The organism is Brevundimonas goettingensis, assembly GCF_017487405.1.
Classification (GTDB): Bacteria; Pseudomonadota; Alphaproteobacteria; order Caulobacterales; family Caulobacteraceae; genus Brevundimonas; species Brevundimonas goettingensis.
This window is the reverse complement of sequence record NZ_CP062222.1, coordinates 2,332,452-2,358,058: the sequence shown is the minus strand read 5'-3', so window position 1 is coordinate 2,358,058 and position 25,607 is coordinate 2,332,452. Positions and strand designations below refer to the sequence as shown.

21 protein-coding genes are annotated in these 25,607 nt (G+C 68.7%); 10 read left to right on the top strand and 11 right to left on the bottom strand.

Annotated elements, in window-relative coordinates:
- Positions 1 to 11: 11 nt before the first annotated feature.
- The 5 genes from IFJ75_RS11560 to IFJ75_RS11540 all read left to right on the top strand — a co-directional run bounded on the left by IFJ75_RS11560 (position 12) and on the right by IFJ75_RS11540 (position 7,900).
- Positions 12 to 2,525, top strand: coding sequence for a TonB-dependent receptor (locus IFJ75_RS11560; RefSeq protein ID WP_207868330.1), 2,514 nt, complete (start codon positions 12 to 14; stop codon positions 2,523 to 2,525).
- Between the two features lie 12 nt (positions 2,526 to 2,537).
- Positions 2,538 to 4,241 (top strand): alkaline phosphatase D family protein, encoded by a 1,704-nt coding sequence (locus IFJ75_RS11555; protein WP_207868328.1) that lies wholly within the window; start codon positions 2,538 to 2,540, stop codon positions 4,239 to 4,241.
- A gap of 65 nt (positions 4,242 to 4,306) precedes the next feature.
- Complete coding sequence (locus tag IFJ75_RS11550; protein ID WP_207868326.1) at positions 4,307 to 5,911, top strand: DUF5605 domain-containing protein; 1,605 nt, start codon at positions 4,307 to 4,309, stop codon at positions 5,909 to 5,911.
- A gap of 55 nt (positions 5,912 to 5,966) precedes the next feature.
- Entirely contained in the window at positions 5,967 to 7,064 is a 1,098-nt protein-coding gene (locus IFJ75_RS11545; protein WP_225896795.1) for a protein-glutamate methylesterase/protein-glutamine glutaminase, read from the top strand.
- On the top strand, positions 7,040 to 7,900 hold the full coding sequence (locus tag IFJ75_RS11540) for a CheR family methyltransferase (protein ID WP_207868324.1): 861 nt from the start codon (positions 7,040 to 7,042) through the stop codon (positions 7,898 to 7,900). The genes IFJ75_RS11545 and IFJ75_RS11540 overlap by 25 nt, the downstream gene beginning before the upstream one ends.
- Before the next feature lie 69 nt (positions 7,901 to 7,969).
- Here the strand turns inward: IFJ75_RS11540 and IFJ75_RS11535 are convergent, their stop codons facing one another.
- Genes IFJ75_RS11535 through IFJ75_RS11525 form a run of 3 tightly spaced genes read right to left on the bottom strand, consistent with a single transcriptional unit; the run spans position 7,970 to position 13,286 of the window.
- Complete coding sequence (locus tag IFJ75_RS11535; protein WP_225896794.1) at positions 7,970 to 9,901, bottom strand: methyl-accepting chemotaxis protein; 1,932 nt, start codon at positions 9,899 to 9,901, stop codon at positions 7,970 to 7,972.
- Between the two features lie 23 nt (positions 9,902 to 9,924).
- The gene (locus IFJ75_RS11530) at positions 9,925 to 10,407 is read right to left on the bottom strand and encodes a chemotaxis protein CheW (protein WP_207868322.1); all 483 of its coding nucleotides are present in this window, start codon (positions 10,405 to 10,407) and stop codon (positions 9,925 to 9,927) included.
- On the bottom strand, positions 10,407 to 13,286 hold the full coding sequence (locus tag IFJ75_RS11525) for a hybrid sensor histidine kinase/response regulator (protein WP_207868320.1): 2,880 nt from the start codon (positions 13,284 to 13,286) through the stop codon (positions 10,407 to 10,409). The genes IFJ75_RS11530 and IFJ75_RS11525 overlap by 1 nt, the downstream gene beginning before the upstream one ends.
- Positions 13,287 to 13,479: 193 nt before the next feature.
- On the opposite strand from IFJ75_RS11525, the gene IFJ75_RS11520 reads away from it, so the two are divergent.
- From IFJ75_RS11520 to IFJ75_RS11505, 4 genes are read left to right on the top strand one after another with little or no spacing between them, the layout of a single operon-like run.
- Positions 13,480 to 13,866, top strand: a complete 387-nt coding sequence (locus IFJ75_RS11520; protein ID WP_207868318.1) for a response regulator — start codon at positions 13,480 to 13,482, stop codon at positions 13,864 to 13,866.
- Between the two features lie 2 nt (positions 13,867 to 13,868).
- A complete protein-coding gene (locus IFJ75_RS11515) occupies positions 13,869 to 14,189 on the top strand; it encodes a hypothetical protein (protein WP_207868316.1) in 321 nt (106 codons plus the stop codon).
- Between the two features lie 7 nt (positions 14,190 to 14,196).
- Entirely contained in the window at positions 14,197 to 14,766 is a 570-nt protein-coding gene (locus tag IFJ75_RS11510; protein ID WP_207868314.1) for a response regulator, read from the top strand.
- Complete coding sequence (locus IFJ75_RS11505; protein WP_207868312.1) at positions 14,763 to 15,239, top strand: hypothetical protein; 477 nt, start codon at positions 14,763 to 14,765, stop codon at positions 15,237 to 15,239. Before IFJ75_RS11510 ends, IFJ75_RS11505 begins: the two co-directional genes overlap by 4 nt.
- Here the strand turns inward: IFJ75_RS11505 and IFJ75_RS11500 are convergent.
- The 7 genes from IFJ75_RS11500 to IFJ75_RS11470 all read right to left on the bottom strand — a co-directional run bounded on the left by IFJ75_RS11500 (position 15,236) and on the right by IFJ75_RS11470 (position 23,752).
- Positions 15,236 to 16,069, bottom strand: a complete 834-nt coding sequence (locus IFJ75_RS11500; RefSeq protein WP_207868310.1) for an enoyl-CoA hydratase-related protein — start codon at positions 16,067 to 16,069, stop codon at positions 15,236 to 15,238. The two genes, IFJ75_RS11505 and IFJ75_RS11500, sit on opposite strands and share 4 nt — an antisense overlap.
- A gap of 86 nt (positions 16,070 to 16,155) precedes the next feature.
- On the bottom strand, positions 16,156 to 16,530 hold the full coding sequence (locus IFJ75_RS11495) for a MerR family transcriptional regulator (protein WP_207868309.1): 375 nt from the start codon (positions 16,528 to 16,530) through the stop codon (positions 16,156 to 16,158).
- A 25-nt stretch (positions 16,531 to 16,555) separates the two neighbouring features.
- Positions 16,556 to 17,887 (bottom strand): MFS transporter, encoded by a 1,332-nt coding sequence (locus tag IFJ75_RS11490; protein ID WP_207868307.1) that lies wholly within the window; start codon positions 17,885 to 17,887, stop codon positions 16,556 to 16,558.
- Positions 17,888 to 17,936: 49 nt separating this feature from the next.
- Complete coding sequence (locus tag IFJ75_RS11485) at positions 17,937 to 19,190, bottom strand: serine hydrolase domain-containing protein (RefSeq protein WP_207868305.1); 1,254 nt, start codon at positions 19,188 to 19,190, stop codon at positions 17,937 to 17,939.
- On the bottom strand, positions 19,183 to 19,950 hold the full coding sequence (locus tag IFJ75_RS11480; RefSeq protein ID WP_207868303.1) for a TetR/AcrR family transcriptional regulator: 768 nt from the start codon (positions 19,948 to 19,950) through the stop codon (positions 19,183 to 19,185). Before IFJ75_RS11480 ends, IFJ75_RS11485 begins: the two co-directional genes overlap by 8 nt.
- A 62-nt stretch (positions 19,951 to 20,012) precedes the next feature.
- Positions 20,013 to 21,563 (bottom strand): AMP-binding protein, encoded by a 1,551-nt coding sequence (locus tag IFJ75_RS11475; protein ID WP_207932589.1) that lies wholly within the window; start codon positions 21,561 to 21,563, stop codon positions 20,013 to 20,015.
- A 23-nt stretch (positions 21,564 to 21,586) separates the two neighbouring features.
- Positions 21,587 to 23,752 (bottom strand): TonB-dependent receptor, encoded by a 2,166-nt coding sequence (locus IFJ75_RS11470; protein WP_207868301.1) that lies wholly within the window; start codon positions 23,750 to 23,752, stop codon positions 21,587 to 21,589.
- A gap of 194 nt (positions 23,753 to 23,946) precedes the next feature.
- Here IFJ75_RS11470 and IFJ75_RS11465 point away from each other — a divergent pair, with 194 nt between their 5' ends.
- Positions 23,947 to 24,771, top strand: a complete 825-nt coding sequence (locus IFJ75_RS11465; RefSeq protein ID WP_207868299.1) for a GDSL-type esterase/lipase family protein — start codon at positions 23,947 to 23,949, stop codon at positions 24,769 to 24,771.
- Between the two features lie 56 nt (positions 24,772 to 24,827).
- Here the strand turns inward: IFJ75_RS11465 and IFJ75_RS11460 are convergent, their stop codons facing one another.
- Entirely contained in the window at positions 24,828 to 25,607 is a 780-nt protein-coding gene (locus IFJ75_RS11460) for an alpha/beta fold hydrolase (RefSeq protein ID WP_207868297.1), read from the bottom strand.

Genomic DNA, 25,607 nt, shown 5'->3' with positions numbered 1-25,607 from the left:
GGATCTGAAAAATGGCGCGTCACGACACACTGAAGAACGGCCTTCTGGGCGCGACCGCCCTGGTGGCGACCCTGGGCGGGGCGACCGTCGCCTCGGCCCAATCAACGGACCAGACGAGCCAGGTCGAGGACGTCATCGTCACCGCCCAGCTGCGCGCCCAGGACCCGATCGAGGTCCCGTTCGCCCTGACGGCCTACACCGGCTCCTTCCTCGAGAAACTGGGCGTCCAGGACTTCGAGGAGCTGTCGGCCTATGTCCCCGGCTTCCTGGTGCAGAACCAGTCGCCGAACAACGCCGGCTTCGTGATGCGCGGCATTACCTCGGACTCGGGTGAAGCCACCGTCGAGCCGCGCGTCTCGGTCTTCCAGGACGGCGTCTCCATTTCCAAATCGCGCGGCTCCTATGTCGAACTGTTCGACATCCAGCGCGTGGAGGTCGCCAAGGGCCCGCAGTCGACCCTCTACGGTCGCGGCGCCCTGATCGGCGCGGTCAACATCATCCAGAACAAGCCCCTGGTCGGCGAGTATGACGCCGCGGCCCGCGCCAGTGTCGGCAATCTCGACTACCGCATGGCCGAACTGATGCTGAACGTCCCGGTCGGCGAGACCGGCGCCATCCGCTTCTCCACCCGGATGAAGACCCGCGACGGCTATATCGAAAACCTGCTGGGCGGATCGAACTACAACAGCGTCGACACCCGGGCCTTCCGCCTGTCGGGCGCCTTCGAGCCCTCGAACCGCCTGCGCGTCGACCTGATCGCCAACTATCAGACCGACAATCCGGCCGGCACCTCCTTCAATTCGATCGCCTATACGCCGCAGGACCCGAACACCGGCGCCGTGCTGGGCGTGCGCGACGCCAATGAGGGTGCGGCCCTGACCCCGGGCGGCAATTTCGACGGCGGCAAGACCTTGGGTCTGGACCGCGAGGTCTGGGGTGTGACGGGCATCGTCAAGGCGGACCTGACCGACAGCCTCACCCTGACCTCGACCTCCGCCTACCGCGAGTTCGACAGCTATGAGACCTTCGATGCCGACGGCGTCTCCCTGCCGCTGCTGACCGCCGCCGAGGATGCGGAAGGCAAGCAGTGGAGCCAGGAGTTCCGCCTGAACTACGACAACGGCGGCCGCGTCTCGGGCTTCGCCGGCGTGGGCTACTTCAAGGAAGAGGGCTCGCAGCGCGGCGTCACCGAGTTCAACGAGCGCATCGCCCTGGCCCAGCTGTCCGGCCTGCTGGACGGCGCCCCGGGCGTGGCCCTGCCCAACACCCTGCCGCTGGCCGCCTACAGCTCCTCGGCCCTGATCAACCCGATCCTGGCCGGCCTCGGCATCCCGGCGCCCTTCATCCCGGGCATCGCCGCCAATCTGAAGTCGAGCCATATCGAAGAGGCGACCAACTCCAGCGAGCTCGAATCCTGGGACCTGTTCGCCGACGGCACGTTCAAGGTCACCGACCGCCTCGAGCTGTCGGCCGGCGTGCGCTACACCCGCGACGACAAGACCACGGGCTTCTCATCCCAGGTGGACAACGGCCGTTCCATCGTCGGCTCGCTGCTGGCGCTCAGCGCGATCCCGCCGGCAGGCCAGCTCGCCTTCCTGACGGCGCTCGCCACCCCCGGCGCCGCCACGGCCCCGGTCACCGCCGCCTTCCCGCTGTTCGGCTTGACCTATCAACCGACCGCCGGCAACGGCTCGACGGTGACGCAAGGCCTCGAGGACGACGGCTTCACCTGGCGCGCCACCGCCCGCTACGCCCTGTCGGACGACGCCAGCATCTACGCCAACTACGCCCGCGGCCGTCGCCCGATGGTTCTGGCCGCCAGCACCCCGACGGCGCCCTATGGCGCCCCGCGCTTCACCGAAGTCGCCTCGGAACAGGTCGACAGCTATGAGGTCGGCTACAAGTCGGCCCTGATGGATCGCCGCCTGCGCCTCGACGCGGCGGCCTATCTGTACAACTACGAAAACTTCCAGACGACGGTGCAGCAGGGCACGCTGTTCGTCACCACCAACGCCGGCAAGGCCGAGAGCTATGGCTTCGAAGGCCAGCTTAGCTGGGCGATGACCGAGCAGGTCGAGGTCTTCGGCACCTACGGCTACAACCACTCGCGCTTCAAGGCGGGCATCTATGACGGCAACAAGTTCCGCCTGTCGCCCGACAACCGCGCCTCGGTCGGCCTGATCTGGAGCCTGCCGGTCGCGGGCGGTTCGCTGGAAATCCAGCCGACCTACACCTGGCAGTCGGAGATGTTCTTCGACGACAACAACGACCGCGCCGACCTGCAGACCCGCAACTTCGTCGCCGACACCGCCGTGGACGAGGTCCAGGACGCCTACGGCCTGCTCAGCCTGCGCGTCCGCTACGCCCCGAACAACGCCAACTGGAGCGTCGAGGTCTTCGGCGACAACCTGGCCGACGAGAAATTCATCAAGGACGCGGGCAACACCGGTGACGGTCTCGGCATGCCGACCTTCATCGCCGGCGAGCCGCGCACCTACGGCCTGATCGTCAGCCTGCATTACTGAGAGTAGAGCGTCATGACGATCGACCGCCGCGGCCTCCTGAAGTCCATCGGCGCGGCGGGGGCGGCGTCAGCCGTCGCCACGACCGCCCATGCCGAGACGGGGGCGGTCGCCTTCCGGCACGGCGTCGCCTCCGGCGATCCGTCGACGACGGCGGCGATCTTCTGGACGCGGGTCACCCCCGCTGACGCTTCCAGCGCTGCAATTCCGGTGGTGCTGGAGGTCGCGTCCGACGCGGCCTTCGCCCACATGGTCCGCCGCTCCACCGGTCTCTCGGCGGATCCGGCGCGCGACTTCACCGTCAAGCACGACCTTGACGGTCAGGGGCTGAAGCCCGGGACCGAGTATTTCTATCGCTTCATCGCCGCAGGCGTGACCTCGCCGGTCGGTCGGGTGAAGACCCTGCCGGAGGGCGCGACGCCGGACGCGGCCCTGGCCGTCGTCTCGTGCCAGCTCTATCCGGGCGGTCTGTTCAACGCCTATGACGCCATCGCCAGATTGGACCGCCTCGACGCGGTGATCCACCTCGGCGACTATATCTACGAATACGGCGCAGAGGCCGACGACTACGGCATGAACGCCGGCGCCGCCCTGAACCGTATCCCGGAGCCGGCGCACGAGATCGTCACCCTGGCCGACTACCGCCAGCGTCACGCCCAGTACAAGACCGACCCCGACCTTCAGGCCGCCCACGCCCGCGCCGCCTTCATCTGCGTCTGGGACGATCACGAGGTCGCCAACGACATCTGGAACACGGGCGCGGAGAACCACCAGCCCGCCACCGAGGGTGACTTCAATGCGAGGAAGGCCGCCGCGCTCAGGGCCTGGTTCGAATGGATGCCGATCCGCGAACCGGTCCCCGGCAAGATGGCCGAGGCCATCCAGCGGACCTTCCACTTCGGCGATCTGGCCAGCCTGATGATGGTCGAGACCCGGCTGCAGGGGCGTCAGCAGCAGCTGACCTACGCCGCCGACATCACGATGAAGCCCGGCCCGGACGGCAAGCCTGTCCCGGACGCCGCCGCCTTCGAGGCCAAACGCAACGCCCCCGAGCGTGACCTTCTCGGCGACGCCCAGCGCGACTGGCTGGGCCGTGAACTGGCCGCCTCCAAGGCTGCTGGCCGTCCCTGGCAGATGCTGGGCAACCAGGTCGTGATGGCCCGCGTCGCCGGACCCAACATCGCCGCCATGGCCACGCCGGAGCAGATCTCGGGCATGCTCGGCGGGCTGCCGCCGTCGATCCGCGCCCAGGTGGAAGGCTCGATCGCACTGTTCGCCCAAGGCCTGCCGTTTAATCTCGACAGCTGGGACGGCTATCCGGCCGGGCGCGAGCGTCTGTATCAGACCTTCAAGACGGCGGGCGTCCAGCCCATCGTCCTGGCCGGCGACAGCCACTCCTTCTGGGTCAACGACCTGGCCGATAACGCCGGCGAACGGGTCGCGGTCGAGTTCGGAACCAGCTCCATCTCAAGCCCCTCGCCGCAGGACGCCATCGGCGACTTCCCGCTCGGCATGGCGCTGGACATCGCCAACAAGGAGGTCCTGTTCTGCGACCAGAGCTCCAAGGGCTATATCCTCCTGACCCTGACTCCGACCGAGGCCCGCGCCGATCTGGTCGGAGTGTCGACCATCGTCGCCAAACCCTACGAGGCCAAGGTGGTGACGCGCTGGAGCGTGGCCAAAACCGACGCCGGCCTGGGCCCGACGAACCGCATCTGACACCGGTGGACCCGACCAGCCCCGGCCACTAGGCTTCCTTCAGGGAAGAGCGAACAGGGGCGGAAATGGCTGGCAAGTTGACGCGACGCGAGGTGATCGCCGTCGGCGCCGGAGCGGTGGCCGCGGGCCTCGCCGGTTCGGTCGCGGCCCGGGACGCGGTCGCGACGGTCGAGCGCTGGGGGCTGCACGAGGTCGAGCTGACGGGCGAGCCGACCGGGAATCCGTTCGACGTCAACCTCTCCGCGGTCTTCACCGACGGTCGCACCACGCTCGAGGTTCCGGGATTCTTCGACGGCGCCAACGACGGGCAGGGGACCTGGCGCATCCGCTTCTCGCCGCCCGGGACGGGGGCCTGGCGTTGGACCAGCCGCAGCGATCTGCCCGTCCTGAACGGCCGGAGCGGCGTCGTCGAGGCCGTGGCGCCCGGCGCCGGCAATCATGGCCCGGTCGGGGTGGTGGAGACCTTCCACTTCGCCCATGCGGACGGCACGCCCTTCCGCCAGCTCGGCACCACCAGCTACGGCTGGACGCACCAGCCGGAGGCCCGGCGGCGCGAGACGCTGGAAACCCTGAAGGCTTCGCCGTTCAACAAGATCCGCATGCTGGTCTTCCCCAACGCCTCGGTGAAGACCAACGACGATCTGGCCCCCTTCGTGCGCACCGGCCCGGGCGACAAGGACTGGGATTTCACCCGCTTCAACCCGGCCTTCTTCCAGCGGCTGGACGCCTGCGTCGCCGCCCTGTGCGAGATGGGAGTCGAGGCCGACGTCATCCTGTTCCACCCCTATGACGGCCGGTTCGGCTTCGACGAAATGCCGGCCGACGTCGACGCCCGCTACGTCCGCTATGTCGTCGCCCGGCTGTCGCCGTACCGGAACGTCTGGTGGTCGCTCGCCAACGAGTTCGACGTGGTCAAGGCCAAGACCGCCGACGACTTCGACCGGCTGGGGCGGCTGGTCCAGGCCCGGGATCCGCACGACCGGCTGCGCTCGATCCACAACTGGCGGGCCCTGTTCGACAACGGCCGACCCTGGGTCACCCATGCCAGCCTCCAGAACGGCTCGGCCGTGATCGATGACGCCCGCGCGGTCCTCTACCGCGACGTCTGGAAGAAGCCGGTCGTCTTCGACGAGGTCCGCTACGAAGGCGACATCGCCGAGCGCTGGGGCAATCTGACGGGGCTGGAAATGGTCCGCGCCTTCTGGGAGGGGCTGGTCGCGGGGACCTATGTCGGCCATTCCGAGACCTTCGACAATCCGGACGACGACTACTGGCTAGGCGCGGGTGGGTCGCTGCGGGGTCAGAGCGCGCCGCGTCTGGCCTTCTTCAAGGCGGTGATGGAGGCGGGGCCGACGCCCGGCTTCGAGCCCATCGACAAATGGTGGGAGCGGCATGTCGGCGGCAAGGCCGGGCAGGTCTATCTGCGCTATTTCGGCGAGGCCGCGCCCGACGGCTGGACCGTGGACATCCCGCGCGACGGCCTGACCGGCGGCGAACGCTTCACTGTCGACGTCATCGACACCTGGAACATGACTGTCGAGCGCCTGCCCGGCGTCATGACCCTGAGCCAGGGCGCGACCAAATACACATGGCATGATCCGGAGCGGCCGGTGGTCGCCCTGCCGTCGCGCCCGTGGATGGCGGTCCGGCTCGCGCGCGAACACGCATAAGTAGTATAGAATTCATCTCTGTCGGGTTAGAAGGGGCGGCCTGAAGGAGTCGCCCGTGCAGCCGTCCCGTCTTTCCGACATCGCCCAACCGGACCCGGAGCGCGCTATCCGCGTCATGGTCGTCGATGATTCCGCCGTGGTGCGCGGGCTGATCGCGCGGGCTCTGGAGGCCGATGTGGCGGTCACTGTGGTCGCCCGGGCCGGGAACGGGCAGGCGGCCCTGGCCCAGCTGGAGCATGTCGAGGTCGACGTCATCGTGCTGGATCTGGAGATGCCGGTGATGGACGGGATGACCGCCCTGCCGCTGATCCTGGCGCGACGGCCGGGGGTCCGGGTCATCGTCGCCTCGACCCTGACGTTTCGCAATGCAAGGTTGTGTCTGGACACGCTTCAGGCGGGCGCTTCGGACTATGTCTCCAAGCCCGAGAGCGGCGGGCTGGTGAATGCCGAGGCCTTTCACCAGCAGCTGCTGGCCAAGGTCCGAGCCCTCGGCGGGGCGCCCGAGCCTGGCGGGGGCGCGCCAACCCCCGATCCGGCGCCGCGCCCATCGCCGCGTCCGGTCCCGCCGCCATCAGCGCGAACCACCCGGCCCGAGATCATCGTCATCGGCGGCTCGACCGGGGCGCCGCCCGCCCTGGTTCAGGTGTTCGAGGCCCTGCGCGGCCTGACCCTGCCCATCCTCCTGACCCAGCATATGCCGCCCATGTTCACCGCCCTTCTGGCCGAGCAACTGTCGCGCGCCGGCGACCGGCCCTGCCGCGAGGCCGTGGACGGAGAGCCGGTGGTTCCGGGCCGCGCCTATGTCGCCCCCGGCGGCTGGCACATGACGGTCGAGCGTGCCGCGTCAGGTCCCGTCATCCGGCTGGATCACGAGCCGCCCGAGCATTTCTGCCGTCCCGCCGTCGATCCCCTGATGCGCAGCGTGGCCCGCACCTACGGCGCCTCGGCGCTTGCTGTGATCCTGACCGGAATGGGGTCGGACGGGGCCTCCGGCTGCGCGGCCATCGCAGAGGCGGGCGGCCGGTTCGTGGTTCAGGACGAGGCGACCAGCGTGGTCTGGGGCATGCCGGGCGCCGCCGCCCGCACCGGCCGCGTCGAAGCGATCCTGCCTCTGTCGCGGATCGGGGAATGGCTGAGGCGGGCTGCGGCATGACCGGGGCGATCAGCGACATCGAGGCCTTCCGCCGTCTGGTGCTGGAACGCTCGGGCCTGAGCCTGGGGGCCGACAAGGACTATCTGCTGCAGAGCCGGCTGACGCCCCTGATGCGCGAGGAAGGGCTGGCCACGCTGGAGGCCCTGTTCGCCCGGCTGCGCCTCGACCCGCGCGGTCGGCTGGCCCAGCGGGCCATCGACGCCATGGCCACGCACGAGAGCTATTTCTTCCGCGACGCCACCCCCTTCGACCAGCTGCGCGACACCCTGCTGCCGGCGCTCGTCGCCCGACGGACCGGCGCCCGTCGCCTGCGCATCTGGAGCGCCGCCTGTTCCAGCGGACAGGAGCCCTATTCCCTGGCCATGCTGCTGCTGGAAGAGCGGCGGCTTATGCCCGACTGGACCGTCGAGATCCTGGCCACCGACATGTCCCAGCCCATCCTCGACCGGGCCCGGCGCGGCGTCTACAGCGATTTCGAGGCCTCGCGCGGCCTGTCCGAGGCCCGCCGCTCGCGCTGGCTGAGACGCGAGGGTGGCGACTGGTCGATCGCGCCGGAGGTCCGGGCCCTGGTCGAGTTCCGGCCGCACAATCTGATGGACGGCACGGCGGGCATGGGCCGGTTCGACCTGATCTTCTGCCGCAACGTCCTGATCTATTTCGAACAGCTGCAGAAGCGCTGGGCCTTGGCCCGCCTGTCGGAGGCGCTGGAGCCTGACGGGGCCCTGGTGCTGGGCAGCGCCGAGACCGTGGTCGGTCTGGACAGCGCCTTCGAGCCCATGCCCGGCCTGCGCGGCGCCTTCCAGCCGCACGACCGGTCCGAACGTCTGCGGGCCTAGCCTTCAGGGTATGAAAAAGGGGCGCGGCCAGGGTCGCCGCGCCCCTCCCGGACCTCGCCGATCCGCCGATCAGGCGGAGGCCAGCTTGTCCATCTCCAGCGTCAGGGCCTCGGCCTGCTGGGCTAGTTCGCCGGACGCCTTGAGCAGGTCGGCCGAAGCGTCGCTGGTCTGGACGGCGGCGGCGTTGACCCCGGCGATGCTCGACGACACCTGCCGCGTCCCCTCCGCCACCTGGGTGACGTTGGCGGCGATCTCGCGCGTCGCGGCCGACTGTTCCTCCACCGCCCCCGCGATGGCCGAGGCGATGTCGGCGACCTTGCGGATGGTGTCGGTGATGCCGCCGATGGCCCCGACCGAGGTCTGGGTCGCCGACTGCATGGCCGAGACCTGGGACGAGATTTCGTGCGTCGCCCGGGCCGTCTGGTCCGACAGGCTCTTTACCTCGGAGGCCACGACCGCGAACCCCTTTCCGGCCTCGCCCGCCCGCGCCGCCTCGATGGTGGCGTTGAGCGCCAGCAGCTTGGTCTGGCCGGCGATGTCGTTGATCAGGGTGACGACATTGCCGATCTTCTGCGCCGCCTGTGCCAGGCTCCGGATCGAGTCCGAGGCCTTGTCCGCCTCGGTCACTGCATGCTGGGAGATGCTGGAGCTCTCGGCGACCTGACGGGCGATCTCGCCGATGGAGGCGGTCAGCTCCTCGCCCGCCGACGACACTGTCTGGACGTTGACCGAGGTGATCTCGGCGGCGGAGGCGACCATTCCAGCCTGACGCGTGGTCTCCTCGGCGGTCACCGCCATCCCCTCGGCCGTGGCCCGCATCTGGGAGGCGGCTGAGGCGACGATGCCCGATATCTGCGTCACGCGCTCGGCGACCCGCTTCTGGGCGGTGATGTCGGTGGCGTATTTGACGACCTTGAAGGGCCGGCCGGCGCTGTCGAGGATCGGGTTGTAGCTGGCCTGGATCCAGATTTCGCGCCCGTCCTTGCCGAGGCGGCGATACTGGCCGGCGTCATATTCGCCGCGGCCCAGCTTCTCCCAGAAGCGACGGTACTCGGCGCTGGCGGCGTATTCGGGATCGACGAACAGGCTGTGGTGGCGACCGACGATCTCCTCCAGCCGATAGCCGACCGCGCCGGTGAAATTCTCGTTGGCCGACTGGATCGTCCCGTCGACCGAGAACTCGATGACCGCCTGGGCCTTGTTGATCGCCGCGATCTGGCCTTCGAAATTGGCGGCTTCCAGCTTCTGGGCGGTGATGTCGGTGGCGTATTTGACGACCTTGAACGGCCGCCCTGCGGCGTCGAGGATCGGGTTGTAGCTGGCCTGGATCCAGACCTCCTTGCCGTTGCGGCCGAGGCGCCGGTACTGGCCCGCGTCGAACTCGCCCCGGCCCAGCCGTTCCCAGAAGGCGCGATAGCCGGGCCCTTGAGCCTCCGTCGGATCGACGAACAGGCTGTGGTGCCGCCCCACGATATCCTCCAACCGGTAGTCGACGGTGGCCAGGAAGTTGGCGTTGGCGTCCTGGATGGTGCCGTCCATGGCGAACTCGATCACGGCCTGCACCTTGTCGAGGGCGGCCAGCATGCCGGCGTGTTTGCGGTCCTCGCCGATGTCGGCCAGTTCGACCAGCTCGCCCAGCGGCCGGCCGACCTCGTCGCGCACGGCGGTGACCCGGACCGAGAAGGGGGCAGCACCGATCACGATCTCTCCGGTCCGGACATCGGGCGACCCGCCCATGCGACCGGGCGTGAAGCCGACGCCCGCCAGACCCATCCGCCCGCCCTCGGGATCTAGGGGATCGAGACCGGTGAAGGCCTGGGACAGGGCGGTGGCGTGGGCCTGCATCAAGGTCCGGGCTGCGCCGTTGACGCGCAGCACCTCGCCCATCGGGTCGAGCAGGATCAGGGCCGAGGCGGCGCCGTCCAGCGCCGCGGCGGCGAAGGCGGGGTCCAGCAAGGCCGGTTCGGGGTCGACATCAGAAGCGTGGGCGAGGGCGGGCATGGGCGTGTTCCTCCGGTGAACGGTCAAGCGGCAAGGGGAGCGGTGAGGGCGGCCGGGTTCAGCGCGGGCAGGGCCAGCACGGCCGGGATGTCGAGGACCAGCATCAGGTCGTCGTCGAGGCGGTAGAGGCCGGCGCACAGGGCGCGCCATTCGCTGGCCAGGGTGATGGGTTGCGGCTCCTGGGCGGCGAGATCCAGCCACAGGACGTCGCCGACGTCGTCGACCTGCAGGGCGTAGAGCTCGCCCGCGCTCTCGACGATGACGCACATATGCGGCTGGTCGGCCTCGCGCGGGGTCATCCCGAGGCGGCGGCGCATGTCGATGGCGGTGACGATCCGGCCGCGCAGGTTCAGCGACCCCGCCACCTCTGCCGGAGCGCGGGGCACCCGGTCGATGCGCACCGGGGCGATGACGTCCTGCACGCTCAGGACCGGCGCGCCGAAGGTCTGGTTGCCGACGCGAACCGAGACCAGCCCCTGAACCCCGTCGGTTGTCGGCTGGCTCATCAGGCGGCTCCACGGATCAGATTGTCGTCGAGGTCGGTCAGCAGCCGGTCCCGATCCAGACCATTGGCAAGATCGGCCTCCAGACTGTCCATCCGGTCGCGCGCCTCCATCCGGTAGGCGCCGAGGCCGAGCAGGGGCGTCGCATGCCAGGCCGAGGCCTGACCGAGCGTTTGCGCCAGCTGGCGGGCGCCGGGCGCCCCGGGCGTGGTGTCGGCCAGGATCAGGTCATAGACCGCACCCCCGTCATGCAGGGTCAGGGCGTCCCGGGCGCTGGCCGCCACCTCGACGCCATATCCCGCCTGGGCCAGCAACGGGCCGAGCAGCAGGCGGGTGAAGGGGCTCTGGTCCACGACCAGAATGCGCCGGTCGCCGGTCCTGGCGGCGACAGCGTCGGGAGCAGGCGTGACGCCCGCGCCGCGGCCGTAGAAGTCGAGATCGATCAGCTCGGTCGCCTGGCCCGCGACGATCAGACTGCCCGCCGCGCTCGCGCCCGCGCCGCCCAGCTGGGCCATGGCGGGACCCTCGACGATGTCCACGATCTCATCGGCCAGGACGCCGAAGCCGGTCGCGCCCCTGGCGAAGACCAGCAGCGGTCGCCGTCGTCCTTCGTCGGTTCCGTCCTCGATCAGAACCGGCCTGCCGTCGCAGCCCACGACAGGCATCAGGGCGCCGCGATACTGGATCACCGACCGACCATCGACGTGCTCGATGCTGGCGCAGTCCAGGTCCTCGATCCGCGCCACACTGTCCAGCGGCGCCGCCTTCAGCGCGGCCTCGGGGGTCCTGAACACCAGCAGGGTGCGGGTCTCGCCGGACGCCTCCGTCCCGGCCTCGGGCGCGTCCTCGGCGCCGTTGACCAGATGGCCGGCACCCGCCTCCAGCGACATCCCCTTGAAGTCCAGGATCATGATCACCGAGCCGTCGCCCATGATCGTCGCGCCGGAATAGATCTTCAGGTGGCGCAACACCGAGGCGACAGGCTTGACCACGATCTCCTCGGTGTCGAACACCCGGTCGACGATGACGCCGAAGGTGAAGGCGCCGATGCGGGCCACGACGATACAGGCGTCGGCGCGCGGGTCCTCGCGCTCCTCCAGCCCGAGCAGGGCCTGCAGCGACACCAGCGGCAGCAGCCGGTCGCGCAGCCTGAGCACCCAGGCGCCGTTGATCTCCTCGATGCGGCGGGCGGGTTGCCCGCCTCCATTGTCGCCTTCCCCTTCAGGCGCGTTCTCAATGTCGTCCGACAGAGGGCCGGCGCCCGTGCTGACCAGTTCGATGATGCTCGACTGGGGCATGGCGAACCGCTCGCCACTGGCCTCGACGATCAGGGCCGAGACGATGCTCAGGGTCAGGGGGATGCGGATCGTGAACCGGGTGCCCTGACCCTCGACCGAGGCCAGTTCGATGGCCCCGCCGATCTTCTCGATATTGGTGCGGACCACGTCCATCCCGACGCCGCGTCCCGAGACGGCGGTCACCTGGTCCGCGGTCGAGAAGCCGGGGGCGAAGATCAGCTGGCGCGCCTCGGCGTCGGTCATGGCTGCCGCCTGGGCGGGAGTGATCAGGCTGGCCGACAGGGCCTTGGCGCGGATGGCCTCGGCGGGCAGGCCGCGCCCGTCGTCGGACATCTCGACCAGTATGGCGCCGCCCTCGTGCCGGGCCTGCAGCAGGATACGGCCGGTCCCCGGCTTGCCCGCCGCGCGGCGGCGCTCGGGCGTCTCGATGCCGTGGTCCGCCGCATTGCGGATCATATGGGTCAGGGGATCCTTGATCAGTTCCAGCACCTGCCGGTCCAGCTCGGTCTCCTGACCCTGCATGACCAGTTCGATCGACTTGCCGAGGTCGGCGGCCAGGTCGCGGACCAGTCGCGGCAGCTTGGCCCAGGCGCCGGAGATCGGCTGCATCCGGGTGGTCATCACCCCTTCCTGAAGCTCGCTGGTCACCTGATTAAGCCGGTTCAGCGGTCCAGCGAAGGCGCTTTCGGGATCGGTCCTCAGGGTCTGGATCAGCTGGTTGCGGATCAGCACCAGCTCGCTGACCACGGTCATCAGGTTTTCCAGCACCTCGACATTGACCCGGATCGACTGCCCCCCGTCTGCCGAAGGGGCGGCGGCACAAGCGGGTGTGGCCGAGGACGCCGGTTCCGGCTTCGGGGCGACAGCGGGGGCAGGGGTGGGCGGGGCCAGCACCAGATCGACGGCCTCGGCCTCGGCCTCCAGCTCCAGAAGGGCCTTGCGGATGGCGGCCAGAACGCGGTCGGCGGCCCCGGTCCCCAGCCCGGGCAGGGCCGCGGCCAGGGCGATGGGGAAGTTGCCCGCGCCGCCCCTCGCGATCGCGCACAGCCCGTCTCTGAGAGCGGACTGCAGCCGGTCGGCGTCCAGCGTCCCCGCGACGGCCTGAACATCGGCGTCCGTGGTCAGGGTGAACAGGGCCGCCTCGCAGGCCGCGTCCAGCGTCGCCTCTCCGCCGAGCTGTTCCAGCAGAGGACGCGCGGCCGCCTTCGCTTCCGGCGCAGCCTCGGCGCCCGTTCCCGCGAAGATGGCGTCCAGCGCCGCGATCAGCCGGCTGTCGTCTCCGCCGGGTTCCTCGCCCTGCACGGAAAGATGGTCCACGATCTCGCGGATCACGTCCAGAACATCGAGGATGGCCGAGACCGCGCCCGGGGTGACGGCCAGGGTCCCGTCGCGAAATCCGCCCAGCACATTCTCCGCCGCATGGGCCACGCCCTGCAGCCGCGACAGGCCCAGAAAGCCGCTGGTGCCCTTCAGCGTATGGGCCAGGCGAAAGATTTCGCCCAGCAGTGCGGGGTCGTCCGGCGCCTGTTCCAGCCGGACCAGCTTCGAGTCGAGCGCTTCCAGCCCCTCGAGGGCCTCAGCCACGAAATCCCTGACGACCTCGTCCAACGGATCACTCTGTCGCGAGCCCGAACGGCCGGGCGAAGCAACCATGGCGCGAACAGGGTTAACCGGAAGTTACAACTAAAAGCTGTGCCAATTTGTCATTAACACAACCTTAGAGTGTATCATCTCAACCTCGATCCGGGCCGGGAGGGCCGGAGAGGGAGCAGGGACCATGGCGGTCGACAAGACGATGAATGTTCTGGTGGTCGATGACTACCGCACGATGATCCGGATCGTCAGGGGGCTGCTGAACCAGCTCGGCTTCCACAATGTGGACGACGCGGCCGACGGCGACACGGCCTTCCAGATGATCAAGGCCAAGTCCTACGGGCTGGTCCTGTCCGACTGGAACATGCAGCCGACGACCGGGCTGGAACTGCTTCAGCGGGTGCGCGCCGACGACGAGGTCAAGGCGACCCCCTTCGTCATGGTCACCGCCGAGGCCAAGACCGAGAATGTCGTCGCGGCGCGTCAGGCCGGAGTGAACAACTATGTCATCAAGCCTTTCACCCTGGCGGTGCTCAAACAGAAGCTGACCTCCGTCCTGGGCGAGATCTGACCATGACCCGGTCCGATTTCCTCGCCGAGATCGCCGTCATTCGCGACGTTCTGGACACCGCCGCCCAGACCCTCCTGTCCCTGTCGGAACGGGGGCTGGATCTGGCCCAGGCCCCGTTCGTCGATGCCGCCGCGATCGAGGCGACCTTCCTGGACGTGCTTCAGACCTGCGCCTTTCAGGATCTTGTCGGTCAGAGGCTGGACCGGCTGGCGGCCTCGGCGACGGGCCGCGTCGAGACCCGGGCCGACGCCCATCTGCTCAACGGCCCGGCGCCCCAAGGTCTCGATCAGGCGACGGCCGACCGCCTGATGCAGGTCGAGTGACGCGGTCATGCACCTGTCCGGAACCCGCCTCGCTCTCCGCGACGTCGAACCCCTGGTCGTGGACGACAATCCGCAGTCGACGGAGCTGCTCGGCGCCATCCTGATGGGCTTCGGCATCAGCCGGCCGACCAAATGCCACAGCGTAGAGGCGGCCCGCGAAGCCCTGCTCACACGCCGGTTTGACCTGGTCATGGTCAACTGCGAGATGATCGAGGAGGACGGCTTCACCCTGGTGCGCGAGATGCGGGCCGATCGTCAGGGACCAAACGCCTGCACCCCCGTCCTGATGCTCAGCGCCTCGACGCCCGAGTCCAAGGTGGTCCGGGCGCGGGATTCCGGCGCCAACTTCACCATCGCCAAACCGGTCTCGCCGATGATCCTGCTGGAGCGGATGCTGTGGATCGCCCAGAGCCGTCGGGCCTTCATCGACACGCCCCGGTATCAGGGGCCCGACCGCCGCTTCCGCACCGAGCCCTTGCCGCCGGGGGTTTATGAGCGTCGCGCCGAGGACCTGCGCATCACCGCGATACCCGACCGCGCCCTGTCGCAGGACGAGATCGACGGGCTGTTCACATGACCAGAGTGAGCTTCGCCCCGCCCAACCGTCTGGCGCGCATTCTGAGCGCGACTGATACGACCACGGTCGAAACCCTGGCCCGCAACGCCGAGGCGCGGGTGGAGGCCATCACTCCGGCCATCGCGATCCGGCTGGGGCCGCTGATCGGCGAACTTCTGGCCGCCTGTCGCAGACCCGATGCCGCGATCCAGGCGGACGCCCGGGCCGTGCGCCGTCTCGCCCTGTCGATCGCCGAGACCGCCGCCGTGGCGCGCCGTAACGACCTCGTGCCCCTGACCATCGACCTGTGCGACCTGCTGGACGGCTGGATCGATTGCGGCTGCTGGCGCGGGGGCGCGGTGACCGTTCAGGCCGAGGGGCTGGCCCTGCTGTTCCTCGACCGGTCGCTGGCTCCGGCGGATCAGGCGCGGCTTCTGGCCGGGCTGGCGGCCATGACCTCGGCGGTCATCCGCTCGGTCCGCCGCGCGGCCTAGCCCTCGGAGCCGGGCGTCACGAGCGGGGCGAGGGCGGCGAAGGCCGGCGTCTCTTTCGACCTCCGCGCCTGAATGGCGGTCAGGATGTCCGACGGGTTCCACAGCGAGCCCTGCATGACCGCCACCCACTCCAGCCCCTCGGCGACGGTGTGGTCGCGGGCATAGCCGATCGCCGCCTTGGACCCGGTCACGGCCAAGGGCGCCTTGCCCGCGATGGTCCGCGCCATCTCCAGCGCCGCCGCGACAACGGCCTCGGCGTCCGGCAGGACCGCATTGACGAAGCCCAGTCGTTCGGCCCGCCCGGCGGTCAGGCTGTTGCCCAGATAGGCCAGTTCCCGCACCACCCCCTCGGGCAGGATTTTCGGCAGGCGTTGGAGGCTGCCGACGTCGGCCATCATGCCGATGTTGATCTCCTCGATCCGGAACAGGGCGTCGGCGGAGGCCAGCCTCAGGTCGCAGGCCGAGACCATGTCCAGCCCCGCCCCGACGCAGGCGCCGTGCACCGCTGCGATCACCGGGAAGCGCGCCTTCTCCAGCGCCGTCAGGGCGTCCTGCAGGTCGCGCACCGCCTGATGGAAGGCTTGCCGCTGCGCCGACGTCTCGGCCGGCAGGATGGCGCCGCTGGAGAAGACGGAGATGTCCATCCCGGCGCAGAAGTTTCGGCCCTCGCCGGAGATCACCAAGGCGTGGACCTCGCCGGTCCGGTCCAGCGCCGACACGGCGGGTCCGAAGCCGCGCCAGAAGCTCATGTCGAGCGCGTTCGACGCCTCGGGCCGGGTCAGGCGCAGATGGGCGACGGCGCCCTCACGGGTGATCTCGAAGGCGGCCATGGCGGTTCCTCATCCAGCGGCGTCTCTGACGGACGCCCGGGTCCTTCCTTCCACCGCCGACCGCCCCTCGCAAGGGTGACGTCAGGTCAGGCGGCGCTGAGACTTTCGTGAACGAGGGTGGTCCCGGCCAGCGCGATCCGCACCTCGTGCAGCCGCTCCGACAGCTCGGCAGCCTTGCGCTCCAGCGTCTGGCGCAGCCGCCCGGCCCGGTCGATGTCGGACGAGGCCTGGTCGATCACCGCCCTGATTTCGACGACGGAGACGTCCAGCCGCCGCAGCAGGACGATCATCGCCGCCATCTCGCACTGATGGCCGGTGAACAGTCGCGCCCGGTTGGCGGTGCGGAACGGCCTGAGCAGGCCGATTTCTTCATAGTAGCGCAGGGCCCGCAGGCTGGTCCCGGTCATCTCGGCCAGGCGGGCGATGCCGACGACGGCGAGCGTGGAACTGGAAGGGCTCATCGTCGTCGGCTCCGGGAGAGAGGGGTCAGGCGGAGGCTTCGGTTTCGTCCGCGACCTTTCGCGGCGCATTGGCCATGGCGAACCAGTAGCCGCCCAGCGAGAGCACGCCGGTCACCACGCCCAGCCAGGTCAGGGAGATTCCCATCCCGTTCGGTCCCGAGAAGTGCGAGGCCATACCCACCACGATCACGCCGGTGATCGGGCCGCCGACCACGGTGGCGACGATCTTGAGCGCGGCGATGCTGGTGGCGCGCTCCTCGTTGGGCAGCAGGACGGCGATGGCCGCGGTGTTGACCAGGTTGACGATCGCACCGCCGGTCAGAAGGGCGAACAGCACCCAGGCAAAGCCGGTGACGGTCGGCATGATCGGATAGGCGCTGGCGGGGATGCTGATCGCGGTTGCGGCCACGGCGGGCAGCAGAATCGCGCCGCGCATCTTCAACTTCTGCGCCCAGTCAGCCGTGAAGCCGCCCAGGATCGAGCCGACCACGCCGCCGCCGAGGATCACCAGACCCACCCAGCCGCCGAACTGGCCGGGCGACTGGTGGTACTGACGCACCAGGATGGAGCCCATCCACAGGGCTGCAGCGCCCTCGGCCAGGCCGCCGGCGAAATTGCCGACCAGCAGCGGGCCCAGGAACATCTTGCGCTTCCAGAAGGCGCGCAGGGTCGGCATCAGGGCGATGCTCTGCTGCTCGACCTCATAGCGTTTGGGCTCGCGGATCAGCAGCAGGGGCAGGGTCAGGAGGGCGGCGGCGATTCCGGTCAGCAGATGGGTCTCGCGCCAGGGCGCCATGCCGGCGACGAAGGCGCTCGGATGGGCCTCCAGATAGCCGAACAGGCTGCCGCCGACGGCGAAAGCCGCCGCGACACCGGCCCAGGCCCCGATCGAGAGCAGCAGCATCGACCGGCCGCGCTTCTGCGGCATGCAGACGTCGGCCAGCAGGGAGACGACGACCGGGAAGGCCGTGCCCGCGCCGATGCCGGCGACCAGACGGGCGGCGAACAGGCCGTAGAAATCGGCGACGAAGGCGGTGGCGATGGTGCCGATGGCCCACAGCGAGGCCAGGACGACCAGCATCCGGTTGCGCGTCTTGTGGTCCACCCACCAGGCGATGGGCAGGGCCAGGATGGCGGTCGGAATGGCTGTGGCCGTGCCGACGATCATGGCCAGCTGGACGTCGGTGATCTTCAGATCGGCCTTGGCCGCCTCCTGCAGCGGGGCCAGCAGGCCGCCGACGGTCAGGGCCGTGAACAGGGTCAGGGTCAGAAGCCAGACCACGCCCCATTTGGTCTTGCGGAACTCGGCGGGCGGCGAGGCGGGGACCTCGGCGTCGTCAGCGGTGACGGTGGTCATTTTCGTTTCCTCGAAAGCGGGCCTTGAGACCCGTCTATTGTTCGCGAAGTCAGAGATCGGGCCGCGTGAGCGCCGCGTAGGTGAAGGTGCGGGCCTTGGCGCGGAACTCGCCGGAGATCGGGTCGGCGAACCGCTGGATCAGGCCGACGAAGGCCAGGTCATTCTCGGGGTCGATCCAGAACCAGGTGCCACCCATCCCGCCCCAGGCCAGGGTCCCGCGTCCCTCAACCGACCCCATCCGGCGGGGATCGTTCATGACCGAGAAGCCGAGGCCGAAGCCGAAGGCGGGATTGAAGGGCAGCAGCCTCAGGGGATGCGAGGTCGCCAGAACCGCATCGGGGATCACATTGGTCGACATCAGCTCGACCGTGACCGGCGCCAGGATGCGCACGCCGTCCAGCTCGCCCCTGTTAAGGATCATCTGGGTGAAGCGGGCATAGTCGGTGATCGTCGAGACCAGTCCGCCGCCGCCGTCCTCGAACGGCGGTGGGGCGATGAACGGATTGATCGGGGCGTTCAGGACCTCGGTGACTTCCTTCAGCCCGCCCTGGCCGTCGTCCTGATAGAAGGTCACCAGCCGGTCGGCCTTGTCGACGCCCGTCTGGAAGCCGGTGTCGACCATGCCCAGCGGGCCGAAGATCCGGTCCTGCAGGAAGTCGCCGAACGTCTGGCCCGAGATGCGGCTGACGATGACGCCGAGGATGCCCGAGGCGATGGAGTAGAACCACTCGCCGCCCGGCTGGAACATCAGGGGCTGGGCCGCCACCTTGTCGACGAAGGCCTGGGCGCCGTCCGGGCGTGCGATGGCCTCGACGAAATAGGCCTTCTCCAGCGGGTGGTAGTCGGGGAAGAGGCCATAGGCGAAGCCGGCGGTGTGGCTCATCACCTCGCGCAGGGCCGGCGCGCGTTTGGCCTCCTCGATGATCATCTCGCCGTCGGGACCGACGCCGACGCAGACCTTGAGGTTCTCGAACTCGGGAATGAATTTCGTCACCGGATCGTCGAGGACCCAGTGGCCCTCCTCGAACAGGATCATCATCGCCGTCGCCGCGATCGGCTTGGTCATCGAATAGATGCGGAAGATGGCGTCGGGGCTCAGGGGCGTCGCGCCGCCCAGCACGGCCGAACCGTGGGTCCTGAAGGCGGCGACCTTGCCGTGGCGCAGGATCAGGGTCGTGACGCCGGCGACGCGGCCCGCCTCAACCATTCCGGCCATATAGTCGTCCAGGCGTCCCAGTCGGGCGCTGTCGAAACCCAGGTCCTCGGGCCGGGCCGCGACGGGGAAACCTGCGAACTCAGCCATCTGTACTCGCTTTACGTTCGGCGGACCGGGATTCGCAGATCGCCAGGAAGCCGCCGGCCATGAATTTCGCCATCCGCGCCCGGATGGCCTCGAAGTCCTCGGACTGGCACAGGCCGCCCGACAGGTGGTCGATCCGCCCCGTGCGGGCGAGGCTCAGCGTCAGGGCGCCGGTGACGAAGTGGTAGCCCCAGAAGATGTCTTCCTCGGCCGCGTCCGGCATCGCCTTCTTGAGCAGGTCGATGAGTTGCAGCACGACGGGGTCGAAGTTTTCCCACATCACCGCCGCGCCCCAGGCCGGGGTGTTGTTCAGCTGACCGCCAAGGGCGCCGTAGTTCCGCCAGCCCTCGCCGCCCTCGATGTAGAGGTTCAGATCGGTGTCGAGGAACGCCCGCAGCGAGCCCTCGACCGTCGGATGGTCGCCCACCTCTTCGGCATAGCGCTTCATCGCCTCGACCCGGCGTCCGATCGTGATCGGCGCCCGGCGCCGCACGACCTGATGGAACAGGTCCTGCTTGTCTTCGAAGTAGTAGTGCATCAGCGAGGTGTGCACCCCGATCTTCTGCGCCACGTCCTTCAGCGTCACGCCGTACATGCCGTGTTTGGAGAACAGCTCCTCGGCCGCGTCCAGCATCAGTTCCAGGCTCTCGGCGCGCTGCTCGGCCTTGGACCGGCCCTTGGGGCGGGCGGCGGGTTTGGCGGTCGCGGCCTTGGCGGTCTTCGCCTTCGCGGCGGCCTTGGGTGCGGCTTTGGGGGTCGTCATGGCGCGGGTCTCGAGTTCGGGCGGCGGCGCCCGATTCGCGAGCGGCCTGTAAGGATCGATGGTCATCCTAAGGCCTGGCCGTAGTCCGCGCGAAGCCGCGTCTTGTCGATCTTGCCGGTCGCGGCCAGGGGCATGGCCTCGACCTGGACCACCCGGTCCGGAATCCACCAGTCCGCGACCCTGCCCTTGAGTGATTTCAGCAGTGCGCCGCTCTCGACCGAATGGCCCTGACGCGGCTCGACCACCAGCAGGGGGCGCTCGCCCCATTTGTCGTCGACCCGGGCGATGACGGCGACCAGGCCGACCGATGGATCGGCGCCGATGATGTCCTCGATATCGACCGGATTGATCCACTCGCCGCCCGACTTGATCAGATCCTTGGACCGGCCGGCCAGCGTCAGGGCGCCGCCGTCGTCGATGATGGCCAGGTCGCCGGTGTCGAACCAGCCGTCGGCATCCAGCGCCGGGGCCGCGGCCTTGAAATACTGGCGCGCCACGCTCGGTCCCTTGACCTTCAGATGGCCGACGACATTGCGCTGCTCGGGCAGGGGAACGCCCTCGGCGTCGGTCAGCAGCATGTCCAGGCCCATGGCCGGGCGGCCCGAGGCCAGGGCGACCTCGTCAGGCGGCGACAGGGTGCCCATGGGCGACAGCTCGGTCATGCCCCAGCTGGTCTGGACGCGGACGCCGAGGCGATCTTCCATGCGGCGGATCAGGCTCTCGGGCGCACCGGCGCCGCCCAGGATGATGCGCTCCAGCGACGGGACCTGCAGGTCATTGGCCTCGACATGGTCGAGCAGGCCGATCCAGACGGTCGGCACGCCGGCGGTAACCGTGACGCCCTCGCTGCGGATGAGGTGGGCCAGGCTGGCGCCGTCCATCAGCCGCCCGGGCAGGACCAGGGTCGATCCGGCTGCGGGCGCCGAGAAGGGGAAGCCCCAGGCATTGGCGTGGAACATCGGCACGGTGATCAGGGCCACGTCCGACCGCGACAGGGCCAGACAGTCCGACTGCAGCGAGCGGATGGTGTTCAGATAGTTGGAGCGGTGGGTATAGAGCACCCCCTTGGGCGCCCCGGTCGTACCCGAGGTGAAGCACAGGCCGGCGGGCGTCTGTTCGTCGAACCCGCCCCAGACCGGGCGCTCGTTCGAGCCCTCGATCATCGCCTCGAGATCGAGTTGGCCGCCTTCGACGGGATCACCGTCGAGGATGATCAGTTTTTCCAGGCTGGGGCAGCGCGCCATCAGGGCGCGCCCGACCTCGCCCAGACCCGAGCCGACGGCCAGAATCCTGTCCTCGGCCTGATCGATCATCGCGGCCAGATGGTCGGCGGTCAGTCGGGGGTTGAGGGTGTGGCAGACCATGCCGACCCCCATCGTCCCGTACCACATCTCGAGATGGTGCCGGGTGTTCCAGGCCAGGGTCCCGACCCGGTCCCCGCGCCGCAGGCCGAGGCCCAGAAGGGCGCCCGACAGCCTGCGGCTCCGGTCCAGGGTTTCGGCGTAGCTCTTCCGGGTGACCCCGCCCGGATCGGCCGAGACCACCTCGACCGACCCGTGCCATTTCGCGGCGTGGACCAGGAACTTGTCCACGGTCAGCGCATACTCCTGCATCGACCCCACGCCGCCGTACTCCACTAGAAGTTCTTCGTCAGACGGACGCCGTACTGACGCGGCGCGCCGGCGTAGCGCAGCCCGGCCTTGATCGAGGCGATGTACTCAAGATCGCCCAGGTTGGTCGAATAGGCCTGCAGCCTCCAGTCGCCCGTGTCGTAGGTCAGCTGGGCGTTGACGATGTCGCGCGCCTTCAGCTTGTCGCCGAGAGCCTCGTTGGCGAAGATCGTCGTCCAGGTCTCGGAGATATGGCTGTAGTCGATGCGCGGCGTCAGGGTCGCGTTGCCGATCTGGAAGGCGTATTCGGCCCCCAGGCTCACCGTCAGCTCCGGCGCATAGGTCTGGGCGTTGCCTTCCAGATTGACGCAGTTGCCGCTGGCCGGACCGGTGTTCTGGTCGCAGGCGCCGGTGCGGGCCCGACGCGGATCCGCTCCGTAGAAGGTCCCCAGTTCCGAGTGCGCCAGCGACAGGCCGGCGTCGAAGCCGAAGCCGCCGAACCGCCCTTGGGCCGAGGCTTCCAGACCATAGATCTTGGTGTCGCCGGTGACGTTCAGGATCGAGGTGATCGAGGCCGTCGTCGGGTCGCCGATGATGATCTGGAAATTTTTGTAGATGTCGTAGTAGGCGCCCAGCTGGGTGCGCACGTGCCCGTCGAACAGGGTCGCCTTCCAGCCCGCCTCGAAGTCGTCGACATCCTCGCCGTCGAACGGCTTGGGCGCCACGAAGGCTAGGTTGGGGCCGTTCAGACCGCCGGCCTTATGGCCGCGCGCATAGAAGGCGTAGAGGAAGTTGTTGTCGTCGAGCGTCCAGTTGAGGGCGATCTTGCCGGTGAAGGCGTCTTCCTCGTAGCGGTCGTTCTGGACCAGGGCCAGGCCCAGCAGCGGCGCGGCGAATTTGGCGTTATTTTCCACCGTCGAACGGGTGTAGCGGCCGCCGACCTGCAGCTCCAGCGCATCGGTCAGGTCATAGCTGATCTGTCCGAAGCCGGCCGCAGTGGTCTTGGGATTTTCGCCGTCCAAAATGGTGTCGTAGAGGATCGGCAGGGTCGGGGCCACATACTGGGTCGTGACGAACTGGCCGGGCGGGAAGGTGATCAGGTCGTCCTGGTAGTAGGCGCCCACCACCCACTTCAGGCGCCCGTCGTCCGGCGACACCAGGGTGAACTCCTGCGACAGCAGCCGCTGCTCGACCTTGTCGTAGAAGGTGAAGGGCAGGGTGGCCGTGCCGTCCAGGTCCGAGCGCACCATGGTGGTGCCGTACTGGGCGCCCGAGATCGACCGCAGGGTGATGCCGTTGGCGAACTCGTAGCTGACGTTCAGCACGGTCCGCGCGGTTTCGTCCTTGGCCGCGTATGGCCCGTTCGTCGCGATGGTGTGCAGCGGCAGGGTCGAGTTGTAGGGGCTGGCCGGATAGCCGCCCATGTCGTTGATCGTATAGTCGCTCTTCAGCAGGACCCGCAGCTGGTCGTTCGGCGTCCACAGCAGGCTGCCGCGCACGCTCTTGGAGTCCAGCACGCCCGGACGGCCGCGCGACGGCGTGCCGATGACGTCATAGAAGCTGTCGCGGTTCTCGCTGTTGAAGGCGAGGCGAGCGGCCAGGGTGTCGGTCAGCGGCAGGTTGATCGCGCCCTGCAGGCGGACGTCGTTGTAGTTGCCGTACTGGGCCGTGACATAGCCGCCGAGGCCGCCGAAGTCGGGGTTCTTCTCGGTGATGAAGACCGCGCCGCCGGTCGCGTTCTGGCCGGCGAAGGTGCCCTGCGGACCGCGCAGCAGCTCCAGGCTCTGGATGTCGAAGAAGGGCTCGTTCTGGAAGTAGGCGGGGAACACCGCCACGCCGTCGCGATAAGTGATGACGCCGACGCCGATCGAGGAGCTGTTCTCGGTCTTGCCGATGCCGCGGACGTTGAAACTGTTGCCCTGGCCGGAGTTCTGCACCGTCACCGACGGCATGGAGAACTGCAGGGTCTCGATATTGGTGACGCCCTTGGCCTGCAGTTCCTCGCCGCTCATGACGGAGGCGGCGACCGCGGTCGTCTGCAGGTTGGTGGTGCGGCGTTCGGCGGTGACCACCACATCGCCCAGGGTCGTGGCCTGGTCTTCAGGGGCGGTCGGTTGGGCCTGTTGGGCGTGAGCAGCACCGCACCAAAGCAGCGCGGCGACGGACGTCGAAATCCAGAGCTTCCCGGACATGGGGCTAGCCTCCCTCGTTTGCGTTTCCTCGGCGATCTGCGTCGCCATGACCGGGAAGGTCACACCGAAATTCGGTTTCGTCAACGCTCATTCAATCGCGAGTGAAGATTTGACCTTTGCTGCATTGCGGGAGCAGACTGGCCTCTTAGTCGACGCGGGCGAAGACCCGCGCGAGCAGGATGGAGACAGACGGAATGCCGGTTTCGGATCGCCCCGAAGACCCGCCGACGCCCATTGGCATGGTCGATCATCTCGACTCCGCGGGCTTCGGTCCGGGCGAGGAGGAGCTGGCCTTCGCCCGCGCCTACGTCGCCGACGGGGATATGAATCCGGCTGTTCTGGCGATGCTGTCGGACCCCGAACGCAGCGCCCGCAACGAGCGCCGCAAGGCCTGGCGGATGCAGCGCGACTGGCCCGCGCTGAGCCAGTATCGCGAGGACAATACGGCCCGCGCAGGGACCGCTGTGGACGTCGTCTTCATGGGCGATTCCCTGACCGAGATGTGGCGCATCGCCAACCCCGGCCTGTTCGAAAACGGCCACGTCAATCGCGGCATCAGCGGCCAGACCACGCCGCAGATGCTGCTGCGCTTCATGGCCGAAGTGGTCGCGCTCCGGCCCCGGATCTGTCACCTGATGGCCGGGACCAATGATGTCGCCGGCAACACCGGACCGAACACCCCGCAGGACTTCAAGAACAACATCCTGGCCATGCTGGACCTGGCGCAGGCACACGGGATCACCGTTATCCTCGCCAGCCTGCCGCCCTTCGCGACCCTGGCCTGGAATCCGGCTCTGGGGAACGTCAGCGGCCGGGTCGCCGAGCTGAACGTCTGGCTGAAGACGACGGCGGAGGCGCGCGGCCTGGTCTTCGCCGACTATTTCGCCGCCCTGACCGAAGGAGAGGGTCGAATGCGCGCCGACTTCACCCGCGACGGCGTTCATCCCACGCGGCGCGGCTATGCGGCCATGGAGCCGGTGCTGGTCGAGAGCCTGAGGCTGGCCTCGAAGGCGGGCTGAAACGAAGAGAGGCGGACCCTGCGGCCCGCCTCCCGACGTCTGCGATCGCGATGGTCTCAGTAGCTGTTGGCCGCGGCGATGATGGCCTTGGCCGTTTCTTCCGGGGCGATCAGCATGGCCAGGTGGCCCGCCTCGACCGGGACCACGGTCGAATGCATCTGCTGGGCAAACAGCATCTGCAGCGGGGCCGGGATGATGTGATCCTGCTGCGAGACGACCGAGGTCACCGGGCGCGACGACCAGGCCGCCGTATCGCCGATGGCGTTGTCGTTGACGCCGTGGAAGGTCGGGTGCTGGCTGGCGTGTAGGACGGTCTGTTCGTCGTCGGGCAGGCCGGTGGCGAACTCGGTCTTCCAAGTGGACAGCGGCCAGGTGACATAGCCGCCCGCGTCGGCGTGCAGGCTGGCGAACCAGGCCGGCGGCGGGAAGGCCGAAAGGATGGCGTTCACCGACTGGCCGGGCTTGGGTGCGAAGGCGGCGACATAGACCAGGGCCTTCACCTTGGGATTGTTGCCTGCTTCGGTGATCACCACGCCGCCGTAGGAATGGCCGACCAGGATGACGTCGCCGGCCTGGTCGTTGATGACCCGGGTGGTGTTGGCCACATCGCCTTCCAGCGAAGCCAGCGGGTTCTGCACCGCCACCACGTTCAGGCCTGCGGCCAGCAGATAGGGAACCACACGGTTCCAGCTGCCGCCGTCGGCCCAGGCGCCATGGACCAGAACCACGGTCTTCCTGGCGGGCGCGGCGGGGGTCTGGGCGGTGGCCGAGGCGGCGGTCAGGCCGCCTAGCGCGATCAGCGCGGCGGCCACGAGAGTGCGAAGCGTCCTGAACAT

Bases quoted from the DNA above. Each gene is read 5' to 3' on its own strand.
- IFJ75_RS11560 (WP_207868330.1), top strand. From the start codon at position 12: ATGGCGCGTCACGACACACTGAAGAACGGCCTTCTGGGCGCGACCGCC.
- IFJ75_RS11555 (WP_207868328.1), top strand. From the start codon at position 2,538: ATGACGATCGACCGCCGCGGCCTCCTGAAGTCCATCGGCGCGGCGGGG.
- IFJ75_RS11550 (WP_207868326.1), top strand. From the start codon at position 4,307: ATGGCTGGCAAGTTGACGCGACGCGAGGTGATCGCCGTCGGCGCCGGA.
- IFJ75_RS11540 (WP_207868324.1), top strand. From the start codon at position 7,040: ATGGCTGAGGCGGGCTGCGGCATGACCGGGGCGATCAGCGACATCGAG.
- IFJ75_RS11535 (WP_225896794.1), bottom strand. From the start codon at position 9,901: ATGCCCGCCCTCGCCCACGCTTCTGATGTCGACCCCGAACCGGCCTTG.
- IFJ75_RS11530 (WP_207868322.1), bottom strand. From the start codon at position 10,407: ATGAGCCAGCCGACAACCGACGGGGTTCAGGGGCTGGTCTCGGTTCGC.
- IFJ75_RS11520 (WP_207868318.1), top strand. From the start codon at position 13,480: ATGGCGGTCGACAAGACGATGAATGTTCTGGTGGTCGATGACTACCGC.
- IFJ75_RS11515 (WP_207868316.1), top strand. From the start codon at position 13,869: ATGACCCGGTCCGATTTCCTCGCCGAGATCGCCGTCATTCGCGACGTT.
- IFJ75_RS11510 (WP_207868314.1), top strand. From the start codon at position 14,197: ATGCACCTGTCCGGAACCCGCCTCGCTCTCCGCGACGTCGAACCCCTG.
- IFJ75_RS11505 (WP_207868312.1), top strand. From the start codon at position 14,763: ATGACCAGAGTGAGCTTCGCCCCGCCCAACCGTCTGGCGCGCATTCTG.
- IFJ75_RS11500 (WP_207868310.1), bottom strand. From the start codon at position 16,069: ATGGCCGCCTTCGAGATCACCCGTGAGGGCGCCGTCGCCCATCTGCGC.
- IFJ75_RS11495 (WP_207868309.1), bottom strand. From the start codon at position 16,530: ATGAGCCCTTCCAGTTCCACGCTCGCCGTCGTCGGCATCGCCCGCCTG.
- IFJ75_RS11490 (WP_207868307.1), bottom strand. From the start codon at position 17,887: ATGACCACCGTCACCGCTGACGACGCCGAGGTCCCCGCCTCGCCGCCC.
- IFJ75_RS11485 (WP_207868305.1), bottom strand. From the start codon at position 19,190: ATGGCTGAGTTCGCAGGTTTCCCCGTCGCGGCCCGGCCCGAGGACCTG.
- IFJ75_RS11480 (WP_207868303.1), bottom strand. From the start codon at position 19,950: ATGACGACCCCCAAAGCCGCACCCAAGGCCGCCGCGAAGGCGAAGACC.
- IFJ75_RS11475 (WP_207932589.1), bottom strand. From the start codon at position 21,563: ATGCAGGAGTATGCGCTGACCGTGGACAAGTTCCTGGTCCACGCCGCG.
- IFJ75_RS11470 (WP_207868301.1), bottom strand. From the start codon at position 23,752: ATGTCCGGGAAGCTCTGGATTTCGACGTCCGTCGCCGCGCTGCTTTGG.
- IFJ75_RS11465 (WP_207868299.1), top strand. From the start codon at position 23,947: ATGCCGGTTTCGGATCGCCCCGAAGACCCGCCGACGCCCATTGGCATG.
- IFJ75_RS11460 (WP_207868297.1), bottom strand. From the start codon at position 25,607: ATGTTCAGGACGCTTCGCACTCTCGTGGCCGCCGCGCTGATCGCGCTA.